Annotated in this window: 11 protein-coding genes and 1 pseudogene; 1 reads left to right on the forward strand and 11 read right to left on the reverse strand. The window is 71.0% G+C overall.

The annotated features are described in order from the left end of the window. Positions 1–29: 29 nt before the first annotated feature. Positions 30–2,474, reverse strand: a complete 2,445-nt coding sequence (locus ACZ5GP_RS31515; protein WP_468754106.1) for a SpoIIE family protein phosphatase — start codon at positions 2,472–2,474, stop codon at positions 30–32. Further along, complete coding sequence (locus ACZ5GP_RS31520; RefSeq protein ID WP_468754107.1) at positions 2,471–6,793, reverse strand: HAMP domain-containing protein; 4,323 nt, start codon at positions 6,791–6,793, stop codon at positions 2,471–2,473. Before ACZ5GP_RS31520 ends, ACZ5GP_RS31515 begins: the two co-directional genes overlap by 4 nt. 248 nt (positions 6,794–7,041) lie before the next feature. On the opposite strand from ACZ5GP_RS31520, the gene ACZ5GP_RS31525 reads away from it, so the two are divergent. Further along, a complete protein-coding gene (locus ACZ5GP_RS31525) occupies positions 7,042–8,211 on the forward strand; it encodes an LOG family protein (protein WP_468754108.1) in 1,170 nt (389 codons plus the stop codon). 73 nt (positions 8,212–8,284) lie between these two features. On the opposite strand, the gene ACZ5GP_RS31530 is transcribed toward ACZ5GP_RS31525, so the two are convergent. The 9 genes and pseudogenes from ACZ5GP_RS31530 to tsf form a co-directional block, all read right to left on the reverse strand. Then, positions 8,285–9,076, reverse strand: a complete 792-nt coding sequence (locus ACZ5GP_RS31530; protein ID WP_468754109.1) for a maleylpyruvate isomerase family mycothiol-dependent enzyme — start codon at positions 9,074–9,076, stop codon at positions 8,285–8,287. A gap of 87 nt (positions 9,077–9,163) precedes the next feature. Next, a pseudogene (locus ACZ5GP_RS31535) lies at positions 9,164–10,204 on the reverse strand (ABC transporter ATP-binding protein); the annotation flags it as partial. Further along, positions 10,204–11,895 (reverse strand): ABC transporter permease, encoded by a 1,692-nt coding sequence (locus tag ACZ5GP_RS31540; RefSeq protein ID WP_468754110.1) that lies wholly within the window; start codon positions 11,893–11,895, stop codon positions 10,204–10,206. The gene ACZ5GP_RS31540 and the pseudogene ACZ5GP_RS31535, both read right to left, overlap by 1 nt. Continuing rightward, on the reverse strand, positions 11,871–12,950 hold the full coding sequence (locus ACZ5GP_RS31545; RefSeq protein ID WP_468754111.1) for a thiamine ABC transporter substrate-binding protein: 1,080 nt from the start codon (positions 12,948–12,950) through the stop codon (positions 11,871–11,873). The genes ACZ5GP_RS31540 and ACZ5GP_RS31545 overlap by 25 nt, the downstream gene beginning before the upstream one ends. Before the next feature lie 250 nt (positions 12,951–13,200). After that, positions 13,201–14,307: a dual-specificity RNA methyltransferase RlmN gene (gene rlmN / locus ACZ5GP_RS31550; protein WP_468754112.1), complete on the reverse strand. Its 1,107-nt coding sequence runs from the start codon at positions 14,305–14,307 to the stop codon at positions 13,201–13,203. An 89-nt stretch (positions 14,308–14,396) separates the two neighbouring features. Continuing rightward, positions 14,397–15,443 (reverse strand): phosphatidate cytidylyltransferase, encoded by a 1,047-nt coding sequence (locus ACZ5GP_RS31555; protein ID WP_468754113.1) that lies wholly within the window; start codon positions 15,441–15,443, stop codon positions 14,397–14,399. 32 nt (positions 15,444–15,475) lie between these two features. Further along, the gene (gene frr / locus ACZ5GP_RS31560; RefSeq protein WP_468754114.1) at positions 15,476–16,033 is read right to left on the reverse strand and encodes a ribosome recycling factor; all 558 of its coding nucleotides are present in this window, start codon (positions 16,031–16,033) and stop codon (positions 15,476–15,478) included. Between the two features lie 157 nt (positions 16,034–16,190). Continuing rightward, entirely contained in the window at positions 16,191–16,952 is a 762-nt protein-coding gene (gene pyrH / locus ACZ5GP_RS31565; RefSeq protein WP_358579112.1) for a UMP kinase, read from the reverse strand. Positions 16,953–17,152: 200 nt separating this feature from the next. Next, positions 17,153–17,989, reverse strand: a complete 837-nt coding sequence (tsf, locus tag ACZ5GP_RS31570) for a translation elongation factor Ts (RefSeq protein WP_358579109.1) — start codon at positions 17,987–17,989, stop codon at positions 17,153–17,155. Positions 17,990–18,047: the final 58 nt, after the last annotated feature.

The raw sequence follows: 18,047 nt of genomic DNA on the forward strand, positions 1-18,047 counted from the left end.
TCCCTCTGCTTCCGTCCCGTACGTCGCGCTCAGGTGACCCGGACGCCGATGAGACAGGTGTCGTCATCGGTGTCGGAGGCGCTGTGCGTGAGCAGTCTGTCGAGTTGCTGCTCCAGGTTCGCGGTGGGGGGTCCCGCTGTGGTCAACAGACGGGCCAGGGAGTCCTGCACCGATTCGTCACGGCGCTCCACCAGTCCGTCGGTGTACATCAGCAGGATGTCACCGGGTTCCAGGCTCAGTTCCTGTTCCTCGTAAGAGGCGTCGGACAGGGCGCCCAGAAGGATACCGCCCGCCTGGGGCAGCGGTGCCGCCTCCTGCCCGCGCAGCAGTACCGGGGGCAGGTGTCCGGCGCGCGCCCAGCGCAGGGTGTGGCGCTCCGGGTCGTACAGGCCGCACACGGCCGTGGCCGTGACCTGGCTGGTCAGGTGGTGGGCCACGATGTTGAGCCAGGACAGCAGCTGCCCGGGTCCGGCCCCGGTGACGGCGAGCCCCCGCATGGCGTTGCGCAGGACCACCATGCTGGTGGCGGCCTCGATGCCGTGTCCGGCCACGTCGCCCACGCACAGCAGGATCTGCTTGGACGGCAGGGTCACCGCGTCGTACCAGTCCCCGCCGACCATGGACTCCGACTCCGCGGGCCGGTACCGCACGGCGATCTGCAGCCCCGGGCTGCTCAGCGGGGCCTGGGTGGGCGGCATGATCGCGTGTTGCAGCTGGAGGGTCAGGCGGTTGCTCTCGGCGGCCTGCTGTTCGGTGTGCGCCAGCTGGTCGCGGGTCGCCGCCAGCGCCACCTCCGTCCAGTGCTGGGAGGAGATGTCCTGGTAGGCGCCTCGTACGGAGAGCAGTCTGCCGTCGGCGTCGAGCACCGGTTCGGCGATCACCCGCATGTGCCGGGTGACGCCGTCGGGGCGGCCGAGGCGGAAGGCGGCCGTGGACGACCGGCGGTGATGGAGGACCGTGCGCAGGAAGCGGCGGATGGTGGTGGCGTCGTCGGGGTGGGCGTACGACGTCAGCGCCTCCAGTGGCACGGGCGACGCGTCGTGCGGCCGGCCGTAAAGATCGAACAGCTGATCGTTCCAGGTGACCTCGCCCGTGGTGAGGTTCTCCTCGAAGCCGCCGATCCTGCCCAGGCGCTGGGCGTGCTGCAGGAGGTGGGCCAGGCGGGCGGCCTCGTCCTCGATGCGCCAGATGAGCAGCACGCAGCCACCGTGCCGGCTGATGCTGACGTCGGCGACCGCGGCGAGCGAGACCTGGCCGACCAGCGCGGTCAGGGTCATCCGGCGGGTGCGGAACGGCTCGCCGGTCGCGTAGACCCGTTCGATCCTGTCGAACAGCTCGCTGCCGCTGACGGCCATGGGGTAGGCCTCCAGCAGCAGCGCTCCGTTCACCGCGCTGCGCGGCCGGCCCGCGGGGTCCACGAAGCTGCTGTTGACGTGGTGGACCCGGAAGTCCGTGAGCTGTCCCTCCGCGGTCAGGTGCGGGATCAGGACCAGGGCGGGGTCGTACAGGCCCTCGGCCAGCTCGACCAGCTCGGCGAGTTCCGGCGCGGGCACCCAGGTGTCCACCGAGGGCGCGGCCGCCGTGTCCGGACGGCTCTCCAGGGTGTGGGCGCACAGCTCCGCCAGCGCCTCGATCTGGCGCAGGATCTGCGGTGTCTGCGGTTCCAGCGGGTCCGGCCAGCAGATCTCCAGGACGCCGCTGACGCGGCCGCCGGTGCCCACCGGCAGGGCGATGCGGCCGCCGCGGGGGTGCTGGGCCCGGCCCACGGACGGCAGGCCCTGCGCGGCCATGTCCGTGACGTGCACGGTCTGCCGCTCGGTCAGCGCCCGGCGGGCCAGGGTGGACACGCCCGGCGGTACGTAGCGCCAGCGGTCGGCCTCGACCGCTCCGAAGCCCGCGTGCCCGGCCAGGGTCAGGGACGCGTCGGTCCCCGCGCTCCACACGGCGACGGCGCAAGCGCCCAGCGGGGTCAGGGCGTGCGCGAGGAGCGACTGGGCGGCCGCCTGCGTGTCGCCCGAGGCCAGCGCGCCGCTCTCCGCCGTGCGCAGGCGCACGCCGACGGAGGTCGCGGCCGGCTCGGCGTCCGGTTCGCCGTTGGCCCGGCTGGCGAAACCGCTGGCGATCTCGGCGAGGCGGTCCTGGGCCGACTGGTTGATGATGTCCGCGGCCAGCTCCAGCTGGGAGACGCCCGCCTCGTCGGCGAGCGAGGCCAGTTGCCGCGCGGCCATGGCGGGACCGCACCGCAGCCGCTCGACCAGCACGCCCTTGGCCAGTTCGATCAGGGCGCGGCCGTCGGCGGCCGCCTGCGCGGCGAGGATCTCGCCGCGCAGCCGCTCCACCGTCGCGGCGAGCCGCCCCACGCCGCTGCGCTCCGTCTCGGCCTCGGGCGGCTGGTGACCCGGCGGGGCGGAGAGCTCCGACGGGGACGGTACGTCCTCGCGGGCGGGGTCCTCACGGGGTGTCGAGGTGGTCATTGTGTTGCCGACTCCTCACTGAGCCAGCGCCCCATGCAGGCGACGAGATCGTTGGCGTCGACCGGCTTGGTGACGTAGTCGCTGGCGCCGGAGGCCAGGCTCTTCTCCCGGTCGCCCGGCATGGCCTTCGCCGTCACGGCGATGATGGGCAGCGTCGCGTAGGCCGGGTCCTGCCGGATCTCCGCCGTCGCCGCGTAGCCGTCCATCTCGGGCATCATCACGTCCATCAGGACGAGGTCGATCTCCGGGTTGGCGCGCAGCGTCTCGATGCCCTTGCGTCCGTTCTCGGCGTGCAGGACCTCGACGCCGTGCATCTCCAGGATGCCGCTGATGGCGTACAGGTTGCGGGCGTCGTCGTCCACGACCAGCACGAGCCGTCCGGACAGTCCGCCGCCGGCCGCCTGCGGAGGCCGCTGCTCGCCGACGTCATCCCCGCGCACCAGCGGGACCACGTCGCCGGGCTGCTCGGCGGACAGGTGCAGTGCGATGCGCTCGCGCAGCTCGTCGAGGCTGGAGATCAGTTCCAGGGGCCGGGTCAGGGACCGGGACTGGAGGCGTTGCTCGTGCTCCGGGTCCAGCCGGCGGCTGTTGTGCGCGAGGACGGGCACCGAGGTCACGGCGGTGTCGCCGTCCATCGCGTCGAGGAACCGCAGCGCCTCGTCCTTCGGCATGTCGAGTTCGAGGACGACGCAGTGGCAGGCCCCCGCGGCCAGGCTCTCGGCCGCTTCCACCGCGCCGACGGCGGTGATGACCTCGATGCCCGCGTCCGCCGACTTCACGGAGAGGTCGCGGCCGCCGGACAGGTCGGCCACGGCACTCTCGGCGACCAGGGACAGCAGGCCGCGGGCCCGCCCCTCGACCACGAGCAGCCGGCGCCGCTGCCGGGGCTCCGGGGCGGCGAGGGGGTTGCCCGGCCCGTCGTCCTGCGGACGCACGGGTGCGATCTGCGCGGGGGGCGCGGGGGCGCCCACGGCCTTCTCCCACTCGGCGCGGGTCACCGGCAGGTAGAGCGTGAACGTGCTGCCCTGCCCGTGCGTGCTGGCGGCGACGACCACGCCGCCGAGGAGGTGGGCGATCTCGCGGCTGATGGACAGGCCGAGGCCGGTGCCGCCGTACTTGCGGCTGGTGGTGCCGTCGGCCTGCTGGAACGCGCCGAAGATCGCTTCGAGCTGGTGCTCGGCGATGCCGATGCCGGTGTCCTTGACCCGGAAGGCGAGCATGGCCTCGCCGCGCCGGACGGACGCCGGCACCTCGCTGTCCCCGGCCATCTCGATGCGGAGTTCGACGCTGCCGCGCTCGGTGAACTTGACCGCGTTGGACAGCAGGTTGCGCAGGATCTGGCGCAGCCTCGAATCGTCGGTGCGCAGCTCGGCGGGGACGTCGGGCGCGGTGCTGATGGTGAATTCGAGGTTCCGCTGGGTGGTCATCGGCCGGAAGGTGGCCTCGACGTAGTCCAGGAGCTTGCGCAGCGCCACCCGCTCGGGGGTGATGTCCATCTTGCCCGCCTCGACCTTGGACAGGTCGAGGATGTCGTTGATGAGCTGGAGCAGGTCGGAGCCCGCCGAGTGGATGATGCCGGCGTACTCGACCTGCTTCGCGGTGAGGTTGCGGGTGGGGTTCTGCGCGAGGAGCTGGGCGAGGATGAGCAGGCTGTTCAACGGGGTGCGCAGCTCGTGGCTCATGTTGGCCAGGAACTCCGACTTGTACTTGGAGGTGAGGGACAACTGCTGTGCCCGGGCCTCCAGTTCCTGGCGCGCCTGCTCGATCTCCAGGTTCTTCGTCTCGATGTCGCGGTTCTGGGAGGCCAGCAGGGCCGCCTTCTCCTCCAGTTCGGCGTTGGAGCGCTGCAGTTCGTCCTGCTGGACCTGCAACTCCGTGGAGCGGGCCTGGAGTTCGGCCGTGAGCCGCTGGGACTCCTCGAGGAGTTCGTCGGTGCGCGCGTTGGCGACGATGGTGTTGACGTTCACCCCCAGCGTCTCCATCAGCTGTTCCAGGAAGTCCCGGTGCACCGGGGTGAACTGCTCGAACGACGCCAGCTCGATGACGCCGAGCACCTGGTCCTCGACGAGGATCGGCACCACCATCAGGCTGCCCGGCACGGCCTGCCCGAGCCCGGACGAGATGCTGACGTAGTCCGCCGGGATCTGCTGGACGGCGATGGGCCGTCTGCTGCGCGCCGCCTGCCCGACCAGGGACTCCCCGAGCCCGAAGCGCCGGTGGCCGGCGGACTCGACCGGGCGGCCGTAGGACCCGACCAGCCTGAGGTCGGTGGATCCGTCCGCCTCCTCGGCGAGGTAGAAGGCCCCGTACTGCGCGGCCACCAGGGGCGCCAGCTCGTCCATCACGAGCTCCGCGACCACGGCGAGGTCGCGGTGTCCCTGCATCAGGCCGGAGATGCGGGCGATGTTGGACTTGAGCCAGTCCTGCTCCTGGTTGGCCATGGTCGTCTCGCGCAGCGACTCGACCATGGTGTTGATGTTGTCCTTCAGTTCGGCGACCTCACCGGAGGCGTCGACCGTGATGGAGCGGGTCAGGTCGCCCTCGGCGACCGCGCTCGCCACCTCGGCGATGGCGCGTACCTGCCGGGTGAGGTTGCCCGCCAGTTCGTTCACGTTCTCGGTCAGGCGCTTCCAGGTGCCCGAGACGCCCTCGACCTCGGCCTGGCCGCCCAGCCTGCCCTCGCTGCCGACCTCGCGCGCCACGCGCGTCACCTCGGCGGCGAACGCCGAGAGCTGGTCGACCATCGTGTTGATGGTGGTCTTCAGCTCCAGGATCTCGCCGCGGGCGTCGACGTCGATCTTCTTCGACAGGTCGCCGTTGGCCACCGCGGTGGTGACCAGGGCGATGTTGCGCACCTGGTTGGTGAGGTTGTTCGCCATCGAGTTGACGTTGTCGGTGAGGTCCTTCCACGTGCCGGCCACGTTGGGCACGCGGGCCTGGCCGCCGAGCTGGCCCTCGGTGCCGACCTCGCGCGCCACGCGCGTGACCTCGTCGGCGAACGCCGAGAGCGTGTCGACCATGGTGTTGATGCCGCCCGCGAGCGCGGCGACCTCACCCTTGGCCTCGACGGTGATCTTCTGCGAGAGGTCGCCGCGCGCCACCGCCGTGGCGACCTGGGCGATGGAGCGCACCTGACCCGTCAGGTTCGACGCCATGACGTTGACGTTGTCGGTGAGGTCCTTCCAGGTGCCGGAGACACCGCGGACGGTCGCCTGGCCGCCGAGGTTGCCCTCGGTGCCGACCTCGCGGGCGACGCGGGTGACCTCGTCGGCGAAGGCGGAGAGCTGGTCGACCATCGTGTTGATGGTCTCCTTCAGCTCCAGGATCTCGCCCCGGGCGTTGACCTTGATCTTCTGCGACAGGTCGCCGCCGGCCACCGCGGTGGCCACCTGCGCGATCGAGCGCACCTGGTCCGTCAGGTTGCCGGCCATGCTGTTCACGGAGTCGGTCAGGTCCCGCCAGGTGCCCGAGACGCCCTTGACGTCGGCCTGGCCGCCCAGGATGCCCTCGGTACCGACGTCACGCGCCATGCGGGTGACCTCGTCGGCGAACGAGGAGAGCTGGTCGACCATCGTGTTGATGGTGTCCTTCAGCTCCAGGATCTCGCCGCGCGCGTTGACCGTGATCTTCTGCGACAGGTCACCCTTGGCCACGGCCGTCGTGACCTGGGCGATGTTGCGGACCTGGTCGGTGAGGTTGCCGGCCATCAGGTTCACCGAGTCGGTCAGGTCCCGCCAGACGCCGCCGACACCCGGCACCTGGGCCTGGCCGCCCAGCCGGCCCTCGCTGCCGACCTCGCGAGCGACGCGGGTGACCTCGTCGGCGAAGGCGGAGAGCTGGTCGACCATCGTGTTGACGGTGTCCTTCAGCTCCAGGATCTCGCCCCGGGCGTCCACGTCGATCTTCTGCGACAGGTCGCCCTTGGCCACCGCCGTCGCCACCTGGGCGATGTCGCGGACCTGGGTGGTCAGATTGCCCGCCATGGCGTTCACCGAGTCGGTCAGGTCCGCCCAGGTCCCGGAGACGCCCGGCACGACGGCCTGACCGCCCAGGGTTCCCTCGGTGCCGACCTCCCGGGCCACCCGGGTCACCTCGGAGGTGAACAGCGACAGCTGGTCGACCATGCCGTTGAAGACGGTGGCGATCTCTCCGATGAGTCCGTCGCCCTCGTCCGGCAGCCTCGTGCCGAAGTCCCCGTCCCGCACGGCAGTAAGTCCCGCGAGCAACTGCCGCAGCTCCGGCTCGCCCACTCCGCCGCCCTCACGAGAGGACCGCGATCGTGGCGCCGAGCGCTCCTTCTCGACCGCCGCCTCAGCCATGATCGCTCGACCTCGTTTCGCTCGGTTACTCACGACAAAGGGCAGCCCCGACCGGGCAGCACTCGCCTGCCCATCGGGACCGCCATCGGACTCGCACAAACTTCACCGTCTGAACACGGCTGTACAAACATACGCAGCGAGTGGTTCAACTCGTACCCAGGGGCCGAGATTTATCTCTCAACGCAAAGCGCCCCAGAACCGACATTCCGGATGCCGCCGGTCCAAAGGCGCCCTCCTAGTATGGGCGCATGCAGCCGACCGACGAACACGCATCCACCCCGGCGCCCGGTGAGGACCGCGAGATCGAGACCCTCGCCGAGTTCGACGACGTCCGGGAACGGGGCGCGCTCGCCGGCTGCCGCGTCCAGGCCGTCGACCTGACCGAGCGCACCGCCGCGCTCCTGAGCGCCGATGTCGCGGGCGCCGTCTTCCTCGGCTGCCCCATGGACGAGGAGGCGGCGGCGAAGGTGCGGGCCTCGGGCGCCCTGGTCTTCCCGCCGGTGCCGGGTCTGCCGTTCAATCCCTACCGCGGGCTGCTCTACACCCCGGACGACCTCTTCGCCGGCCTCGCCGACGGCGGCTACGACGCGACGCCGGACGCCCACGCCTACGCCTGGTTCCAGCGGACCAAGACCGACGGCGACGTGTTCTCCTCGATGCTGCGCGCCATACACGACGACTCCATCTCCGACGCCCTGGACGAGCTGCTCGCCGGGGCCGGTGTGGTGGGCGTCATGGGCGGCCACGCGATGGCCCGGGGCACCGAGGCCTACGCGGGGGCGGCGCGGCTCGGCCGCGCCCTGGCCCGCTCCGGGTTCACCGTCGCCACCGGCGGCGGGCCGGGCGCGATGGAGGCGGCGAACCTCGGCGCGTACGCCGCCGTCTTCGCCGACAGCATGCTGGACGAGGCGCTGGAACTCCTCGCCAAGGCCCCCTCGTTCACGCCGTCGGTCACCGAGTGGGCGCGGGCGGCCTTCGCGGTCCGCGAGCGCTGGCCCTCGGGGGGCGCCTCCGTCGGCATCCCGACCTGGTTCTACGGCCACGAGCCGCCGAACGCCTTCGCCTCCCACCTGGCGAAGTACTTCGCCAACGCCACCCGCGAGGACGGCCTCCTGGCCCGGTCGAACGCGGGCGTCGTCTTCCTGCCGGGGGCCGCGGGGACGGTCCAGGAGGTCTTCGACAACGCCACCCCCAACTACTACGAGTCGCGCGGCACGCCGACCCCGATGGTCCTGGTCGACCGCGCGCACTGGACGGACCACCTGCCGGTCTGGCCGCTGCTCCGGTCCCTGGCGAGCGGCAGGTCCATGGAGTCCCGGATCGCGCTGGTGGACCGGGTGGAGGACGCCCCGGCCGCGCTCGACTCGCTCCTGTCGGGCGCGGGTCACGCCTCCAACGGCCCCGCGAGCACCTCGTAGGACCGCCCCCGGAGCGGACGGCCCGCGAGCGCGAGGGACCCGCCCCGGTCTCGCGGCGCCGGGCCCGGAGCCGTCAGCCGAACGTGGCCCGCTCCAGCCAGAAGTCCAGCAGCTCCCGCTCCCCCAGCACCTCCACGCGTCCGGCGTCCAGTGGCCGCCGCCGGTAGAAGGCCAGCAGCACCTCGGTGAGCGGGCCGCGCAGCGTGACGTCCGCCTCGGCGTGGCCGCGCCGCCAGGTGAAGCCGTCCTCGCCGAGCTCGACGAGCCACTCGGCGTCCAGGCCGGGCGGCGCGTCGGTCGCGTGCAGACGGAGGGAGCGTCCGGTGCCCCGCAGCTCCGCCGCACTGCCCCCGGGGATGTTGAGCTGAATGAACCGTAGGAGGTCCAGCCACTCGTCGAGCGCGTCGGCGGCGATCTCCGGGGCGATTTCGTAGGCGACACCGACGGCGATCGCCGCGTCCGCGCGGTGGATCGCCAGCTCGTGCGTCATGCGCCGCGCCCAGAACCCGGCGGTGTGGTCATCGGCCCACGCCCACACCTCGGCGTCGGCGCCCGCCTCGCGGAAGGTCCGGGTGCCGAGCGCGGCGGTCTCGGCCAGCCAGGCGTCCAGGGCGGCCGGGTCGTCGCCCTCGGGCCCCGAGGCGTGCGGGACCTCCTCGGCCGGGATGTTCCGCCGCGCGCGCGTCGCGACCAGCCGCTCGCTCCAGCGCACCGCCCCGCCCGCGTGCCGGGCGAGCTGCGCCAGCGTCCAGTCGGGGCACGTCGGGACGGTGGCGGAGAGGTCCGCGCCCTTCAGCGTGGCTCTCAAGAGGTCGAGTTGGGTGGTGACTTCGGCGCAGTAGCGGTCATGGCTCAGAGTCGTCATGATCGAACATTAGAGTGATTTACGCACCGGGGACACTTCAATTTCCGGCGTCGCGTCCTGCTGTCCCGACGCCCGCGCCGAGCCCGCCTCCGGCACCGCGCCCGCCTCCCCGAGGATGACGATGTCCCCGGCGTCGAAGCCCGCCCCGACGACCTCGCCGACCTCGGGCGCACGGCGCAGCGCGCACGCCGCCTCCAGGCTCGGCCCCTCCTTCGGCTGGAGGCGCAGGGCGACGTGGGTGCCGCGGAACGTACGGGCCGTCACCTCGCACGGCAACCCCTCTTCGGGGGCAAGCAGCCGCACCCCGGCGGGGCGCACCAGAATCCTGTGCCGTCCCGCGGGGGTGCCGGGTGGCACGGGAACGGCTCCCCACACCGTCGTGGCCGTCCCACCGGTGACCGTCGCGTCCGCGATGTTGTCGAAGCCGAGGAAGCGGGCGACGAACTCGTCCGCCGGACGCCGCCAGACCTCAAGCGGCGTACCGGACTGGGCGATCCGCCCGTCCCGCATGACGACGACCCGGTCGGCGAGCGCGAACGCCTCGCCCTGGTCGTGCGTGACGGCGAGCACGGTCGTACCCAACTCGCCGAACAGGTCCCGCAGTTCCACCACCAGCCGCTCCCGCAGCGACCGGTCGAGCTGGCCCAGCGGCTCGTCCAGCATCAGCAGCCGGGGCCGGGGGGCCAGCGCGCGCGCGAGCGCGACCCGCTGCTGCTCGCCGCCGGACAGCGAGGCGACCGCGCGCCGCTGCGCCTTCGGCAGCCCGACGAGTTCGAGCAACTCGGCGACCCGGTCGGCCTGTTCGGCCCGCGAGGCACCGCGCATCCGCAGCCCGAAGGCGACGTTGCCCGCCACGTCGCGCTGCGGGAAGAGCTGGTGGTCCTGGAACATGAGGCCGACGCCCCGCTTGTGCGCCGGCACCCCGCGCTGGTCGCGACCGTCCAGCTCGATCCGCCCGGCGTCGAGCGCCTGGAGCCCCGCCACCACCCGCAGCAGCGTCGACTTGCCGCTGCCGCTCGGCCCGAGCACACAGACGATCTCGTGCTCGGCGACCTCCAGGTCCACGGCGTCGAGCGCGGCCCGCGCCCCGAAGCGGACACTCGCCCCGGAAAGTCTCAGCAAGGTCATCAGAACTCTCCGGAGGTACGGTCGGCCCGCAGGCGTTCCAGGAGCAGCAGGGACACCGCGCACACCACCATCAAAAGGGTCGACAGGGCCATCGCCTGCCCGTAGTTGACGTCACCGGCACGGCCGAGCAGCCGCGCCACGGCGACCGGCAGCGTCGGGTTGTCGGGCCGCGCGATGAACACGGTCGCCCCGAACTCGCCGAGCGAGACGGCGAACGCGAACCCGGCGGCGATCAGCAGCGCCCGCCGCACCATCGGCAGGTCCACCTCCCGCCAGGCCCGCAGCGGCGAGGCCCCGAGGACGGCCGCCGCCTCGCGCAGCCGTCCGTCGACCGCGCGCAGGACGGGCAGCATGGTGCGTACGACGAAGGGCACGCCGACCAGGGCCTGGGCGAGCGGCACCAGGATCCAGGTGGCCCGCAGATCGAGCGGCGGCTCGTCCAGCGTGATCAGGAACCCGAAGCCGACGGTCACCGCCGACACCCCGAGCGGCAGCATGAGCAACGCGTCGAAGCCGCGTACGAGGTGACCGGCACGCCGGGTGAGCGCGGCCGCGGCGAGCCCGCCGACGACGACCGCGATGGCGGTGGCCACGATCGCGTACTGGAGGGAGTTCCAGATCGCCTCGATCGGCGGCACGAGGAAGGCGCCACCCTCCGCCGAGGTCAGCTCCGTGTAGTACGTCACCCCGAAGCCGTCGGGTCCGTCGAAGGACCGCTGGATCAGCACGCCGAGCGGCAGCAGGATCAGCAGGGCGATCGTCGCCATGACCGAGGCGAGCAGCGTCCACTGGCCGGCGCCGCGCGGGCGGCGCGCGGCGGCCGAGACGTCGACCAGCTTCAGCACGCTCTCACGCCGCCTGGCGGTCCACGCGTGGACCGCCAGGATCAGACCGACCGCGGCGAACTGCACGAGGGTCAGGACGGCGGCCGTCGGCAGGTCCAGGAGCTGGGCGGTCTGGCGGTAGATCTCCACTTCGAGCGTGGAGTACGCGGGTCCGCCGAGGATCTGTACGACGCCGAAGGAAGTGAAGGTGAACAGGAAGACCATCAGCGCGGCGGCGGCCACCGCCGGGCCGAGCGCGGGCAGTGTCACGGTCCGCCAGGCGGTCCAGCGCGAGGCGCCGAGCATCCGGGCGGCCTCCTCCTGGCGCGGGTCGAGCTGCGACCAGAGCCCGCCGACCGTGCGGACGACGACCGCGTAGTTGAAGAACACGTGGGCGAGCAGGATCGCCCACACGGTGGTGTCCAGGCGCACGCCCCACAGCTCGTCGAAGAGCCCGCCGCGCCCGATGAGCGCGAGGAAGGCGGTGCCGACGACGACCGTCGGCAGCACGAACGGCACCGTCACGACGGCCCGCAGCACCCGCTTGCCCGGGAAGTCGAGGCGCGCGAAGACGTAGGCGCCGGGGAGCGCGATCAGCAGCGTGAGCGCGGTCGACGCGAGCGCCTGCCAGGTGGTGAACCACAGCACGTGCCGGACGTCGGACTGCCCGAGCACGTCCGCGATCCGCCCGAGGCGCCAGGCGCCGTCGACGTGCAGGCCGCGCGCGACGATCGCGGTGACCGGGTAGGCGAAGAAGAGCGCGAAGAACGCGACGGGCACGGCCAGCAGAGCGAGCCGCGTCGCGCTCCCCCGGCCGAGGCCCGCCCGGGAGCGGGGCTTCGTCACTTCAGTACGAGCGAGGTCCACGACTTGATCCACGGCTCGCGGTTGTCGGCGATCTTCTTCGGATCCATGGTCTCGGGCTTGTCGACGCGCACGCCGTGCTCGGTGAACAGCCCGGGCAGCTTGGCGCCCTCGCGCACCGGGTTGACGAACATGTTCAGCGGCATGTCCTCCTGGAACTCCTTGCCCACGAGGAAGTCCAGGAGCGCCTTGCCGCCCTTCGGGTTCCCGGCGTTGCCGAGCAGGCCCGCGTACTCGACCTGGCGGAAGCACGTACCGGTCGCGACGCCGGTCGGGGCGTGCTTCGGCTGCGGCTTCCCGTAGAGCACCTCGACGGGCGGCGAGGAGGCGTAGGAGACGACGAGCGGCCGCTCGCCGCCCGCCTTCCTGCCGCCTGCGGAGCCGGAGAACTCCTCGTTGTAGGCCTGCTCCCAGCCGTCGACGACCTTGACGCCGTTGGCCTTGAGCTTCTTCCAGTAGCCCTGCCAGCCGTCGTCGCCGTACTCGGCGGCGGTGCCCAGCAGGAAGCCGAGGCCGGGCGAAGAGGTCGAGGCGTTCTCGGTGACCAGCAGGTTCTTGTAGGCGGGCCTGGTCAGGTCCGCGAAGGACTTCGGCGGCGCCAGCTTCTTCTCGGCGAAGTACTTCTTGTCGTAGTTCACACAGATGTCGCCGCTGTCGACGGGCGTGACCCGGTGTTCGGCCGCGTCGACCCGGAACTCCGGCCTGATCGCGCCCGAGCCCTTGGCCTCGTACGACTGGAAGAGGCCGTTGTCGAGCGCCCGTGACAGGAGGGTGTTGTCGACGCCGAAGAAGACGTCGCCCTGCGGGTTGTCCTTGGAGAGGATCGCCTTGTTCACGGCGGCGCCCGCGTCGCCGTCCTTGAGGACCTTGACCCGGTAGCCGGACCGCTTCTCGAAGTCCTTCAGTACGTCCTTGGAGACGTTGAAGGAGTCGTGGCTGACGAGGGTGACGGTCTTGGAGTCGGCCTGGTCGGAGCCGTCCCCGGAGCCGCAGGCCGAGAGGGCGCCGAGCCCGAGGCCCACCGCGACGGCGACGGACGTGATCTTCTTGGTGCTCACTTGAATGTCCTCCTGGGTGTCCAGGAAGAGACGCGGCCCTGCCCGCGGGCCCAGTGGCCCGCGGGCAGGGCGCAACAGCTTGAGTCGTGCCCGAACTTCCTACCCAGAATGACCTGGGCGAGGTTCAGAGGGTCTGCGGCCCACCTGTCCAAGGTGCCGCACTCTCAGCGCTGTGGCGCTCCCCTGTCGGAATATGCAGATGTGGTGACGACCGTACGCGACCGGGTGTGCGAGGCGTACGCCCGTCAGACTACCTCTCGGCCGCGGCGAGCTGGCCGCACGCCCCGTCGATCTCCTGGCCGCGGGTGTCCCGGATCGTCACCGGCACCCCGTGGGCGGCGATGGCCTCCACGAACGCCTTCTCGTCCTCGGGCCGCGAGGCCGTCCACTTCGAGCCCGGCGTGGGGTTCAGCGGGATGAGGTTCACGTGGACCGGCTTGCCCTTGAGCAGTCGGCCGAGCCGGTCACCGCGCCAGGCCTGGTCGTTGATGTCGCGGATCAGGGCGTACTCGATGGACAGGCGGCGACCGGACTTGGCGGCGTACTCCCAGCCCGCGTCGAGCACCTCCCGCACCTTCCACCGCGTGTTGACGGGGACGAGCGTGTCGCGCAGGTCGTCGTCCGGGGCGTGCAGCGAGATGGCCAGGCGGCACTTGAAGCCCTCGTCGGAGAACCGGTGGATGGCGGGCACGAGCCCCACCGTCGACACGGTGATGCCGCGCTGCGAGAGGCCGAGGCCGTCGGGCTCGGGGTCGGTGAGGCGGCGGATGGCGCCCGTCACGCGGTTGTAGTTGGCCAGTGGCTCGCCCATGCCCATGAAGACGATGTTGGACAGCCGCGCGGGCCCGCCGGGGATCTCGCCGTCCCGCAGGGCGCGCATGCCGTCCACGATCTGGTGCACGATCTCGCCCGTCGACAGGTTCCGGTCGAGGCCGGCCTGGCCGGTGGCGCAGAACGGGCAGTTCATGCCGCACCCGGCCTGGGAGCTGATGCACATGGTCACCCGGTCCGGGTAGCGCATGAGCACCGACTCGACCAGTGTGCCGTCGAAGAGCCGCCACAGCGTCTTGCGCGTGGTGTCGTCGTCGCAGCTGATGTGCCGCACCACGGACATCAGGTCGGGCAGCAGCGCCTCCCGGAGCTTGTCGCGCGCACCGGCGGGGATGTCGGTCCACTCGGCCGGGTCGTGGGCGTAGCGCGCGAAGTAGTGCTGCGAGAGCTGCTTGGCGCGGAACGGCTTCTCGCCGATGGCGGCGACGGCTTCCTTGCGCTCGGCGGGCGTGAGGTCGGCGAGGTGCCGCGGCGGCTTCTTGGCTCCGCGGGGCGCGACAAAGGTGAGTTCTCCGGGTACAGGCATGGTTCTTCCAGTGTCGCAGACATGGGGCAAGGGGCCCGCCGCCCTGTGGACAACGAGCCCCATACGCATATCCGCGCAGGTCAGACGGGTCAGCCGGACCCCACGAAGATCACCAGCAGGAGCCAGACGACCGGGGCCGTCGGCAGCAGGGAGTCCAGGCGGTCCATGATGCCGCCGTGGCCCGGCAGCAGCGTGCCCATGTCCTTGATGCCGAGGTCCCGCTTGATCATCGACTCGCCGAGGTCGCCGAGCGTGGCGCTCGCCGCGACCGCGAGGCCGACCAGCAGCCCCTGCCACCAGGTCCCGCCGTCGATCAGGAACTCCATGCACAGCGCGCCCGCGGCCATCGCGAACGCGACGGCGCCGAACAGGCCCTCGCGGGTCTTGCCGGGGCTGATGCGCGGCGCCAGCTTGTGCTTGCCGAAGCGCCAGCCGATCGCGTACGCGCCCGTGTCGCTGACCACGGTCAGCAGCAGGAACGTCAGCACCCGCCGCGGCCCGTCGTCCGCGGTGAGCATCAGCGCCACGAACGTCGCGAGGAAGGGGACGTAGAAGGCCGCGAAGACCCCCGCCGTGACGTCCTTCAGGTAACCCTCGGGCGGCTCGGTCATCCGCCAGACGAGTACCGCGAGCGCGGTGAGCGCCATCGCCACCCACGCGCCCTCGGGACCCCGGACGTACCCGGCGACGACCATCGCCGCGCCACCGACCGCGAGCGGCACCAGCGGCGCCTTGATGCCCTTGCGCTCGTCGAGCCGGGAGGTCAGCTCCCACAGGCCGACCACGACGGCGACCGCTATGACGCCGATGAAGACGGCCTTCACGATGAACAGCGACGCGATGATCACCGCGCCGAGTCCCACACCGACTCCTATGGCCGCGCCGAGGTCACGGCCCGCGCTCTTCTTCTGCGGAGGCCGCGGCGCTGCCGGGACGGGCTGTGGTGCGCTGGGCATGGGCTCCTGCGGGGGCGCGGGGGTGTCGGGCACGACGGGCATCGGCTGCGTCACGGACGGAAGCAGCGCGTCCTGCGCATCGTACGCGGGACCTGCCGGGGGTGCCCCCCGACCAGACCCCTGGTCGGGCGGCACCCAATACCCGGCTGTGGGCCGCGCCCCCCAGGAAGAGTCGTTCACGGATCGGTTTCCTGATTCCTCGGACCGGGCCTTCAGACTTCGAGCAGCTCGGCTTCCTTGTGCTTGAGCAGCTCGTCCACCTGGGTGACGTACTTGGCGGTGGTGTCGTCGAGGTCCTTCTCGGCGCGACGGCCCTCGTCCTCGCCGATGTCGCCGTCCTTGACCGCCTTGTCGATGGCTTCCTTGGCCTTGCGGCGGATGGAGCGGATCGAGATCTTGGAGTCCTCGGCCTTGGTCTTGGCGACCTTGATGAACTCCTTGCGACGGTCCTGCGTCAGCTCGGGGAACGTCACCCGGATGATGTTGCCGTCGTTGCTCGGGTTGACGCCGAGGTCGGAGTCGCGGATCGCCTGCTCGATGTTGCGCAGCGCGCTCTTGTCGAACGGGGTCACCACGGCCATCCGCGGCTCGGGCACCGAGAACGAGGCCAGCTGGTTGATCGGCGTCAGCGCGCCGTAGTAGTCCGCCACGATCTTGTTGAACATCGCCGGGTGCGCACGGCCGGTGCGGATCGCGGCGAAGTCCTCCTTGGCGACCACGACGGCCTTCTCCATCTTCTCCTCGGCCTCGAGGAGGGTCTCTTCGATCACCACTTGCTCCTGCGTGTCTTGAGTAGGCCCGGCTAGCACGGGGCGGCCGGCTGCGTCGCGTGTCTTTCCTGCACGGTGTCCGACCGGCAGGGCTTTGTCCATCCCTCTCAAGTGACGTCTCGCGTCCGTCCCTTGAGCCGGGCTCAGGTCCGCGGGGTCAGGCCCGGCTTCCCTTGTCGCCCACGAGAGTGCCGATCTTCTCACCCTTGACGGCCCGGGCGATATTGCCTTCGGAGAGCAGCTCGAAGACGAGGATGGGCAGCTTGTTGTCCCGGCACAGCGTGATCGCGGTCATGTCGGCGACCTTGAGGTCCCGGGTGATGACCTCGCCGTAGCCGAGCGCGTCGAACTTCACCGCGTCGGGGTTGGTCTTGGGGTCGGAGTCGTAGACCCCGTCCACGCCGTTCTTGCCCATGAGCAGCGCCTCGGCGTCGATCTCCAGGGCACGCTGGGCGGCGGTGGTGTCGGTGGAGAAGTACGGCATGCCCATGCCGGCGCCGAAGATGACCACGCGGCCCTTCTCCAGGTGACGCACGGCGCGCAGCGGGATGTACGGCTCCGCGACCTGCCCCATGGTGATGGCGGTCTGGACGCGGCTGTCGATGCCCTCCTTCTCCAGGAAGTCCTGGAGGGCGAGGCAGTTCATGACCGTGCCGAGCATGCCCATGTAGTCCGAGCGGGCCCGGTCCATGCCGCGCTGCTGGAGTTCGGCGCCGCGGAAGAAGTTTCCGCCGCCGATGACGATGGCGATCTGGGCGCCGTCGCGGACCACGGCCGCGATCTCGCGCGCGATGGCGTGCACCACGTCGGGATCGACCCCGAGGCCGCCTCCGCCGGCGAACGCCTCGCCGGAGAGCTTCAGCAGGAAGCGTCCGGCGCCTTTGTCGTCGTCACTCTTCGAGTCGGCCTTGGTGGTCATGGTGTTCTCGCTTCTCTTACTTGACACACATACGAAGAAGGCCACCGCCGGTGGGGTGTCGTTCGCATCCCATGCTCGGCAGTGGCCTCCTCGTCAGATCCTGCGGTCGTACATCGCGTACGGGGTTCCCTGTGCGGGGCTCCCCACGCGGGCGACCGCTGTCGACCCTAGCGGGGTCTACCGTCGATCGCGGTACGGACTCAGATGCCGACCTTGATGCGCGAGAAGCGCTTCAGGGTGACACCGGCCTCGGCGAGAACCTTCTCGACCGACTTCTTGTTGTCCAGCGCGTACGGCTGGCCGAGGAGGGTGGCCTCCTTGAAGAAGCCGTTGACGCGACCCTCGACGATCTTGGGGAGGGCGGCCTCGGGCTTGCCCTCGGCGCGGGTGGTCTCCTCGGCGACGCGGCGCTCGGACTCGACGACCTCGGCCGGCACGTCCTCCTTGGAGAGGTACTTCGGCGCGAAGGCGGCGATGTGCTGCGCGATGCCCTTGGCGACGTCGGCGTCGGCCTTGTCCAGCTCGACGAGGACACCGATCTGCGGGGGCAGGTCGGGCATCGTGCGGTGCATGTACGCGGCCACGTAGGCGCCGGAGAACTGCGCGAAGCGGTCCAGGACGATCTTCTCGCCGAGGTTGGCGTTGGCCTCGTCGACGTACGCCTGGACGGTCTTGCCGGCCTCGATCTCGGAGGCGAGCAGCGCCTCGAGGTCGGCCGGGGACGTCTTGGCGATGTGGGCGGCGAGGTTGTTCGCCACGGCCTGGAACTTCTCGCCCTTGGCGACGAAGTCCGTCTCGCACTTCAGCTCGACGATGACACCGGAGGTGTTGTCGTCGGCGATGAGGGAGACGACGGCGCCGTTCTCGGCGGAGCGGCCCTCGCGCTTGGCGACGCCCTTCTGGCCCTTGATGCGGAGCGCCTCGACGGCCTTGTCGACGTTGCCCTCGGCCTCGTCGAGCGCCTTCTTGCAGTCCATCATGCCGGCGCCCGTGAGCTCACGGAGCTTCTTGACGTCAGCGGCGGTGTAGTTCGCCATGATCGAAATTCTCTCTCGAAGTCTTGAAAGATCTACGGAGGTCCACGGGTGAACGGCG

It is taken from the genome of Streptomyces sp. NPDC031466, assembly GCF_055581265.1.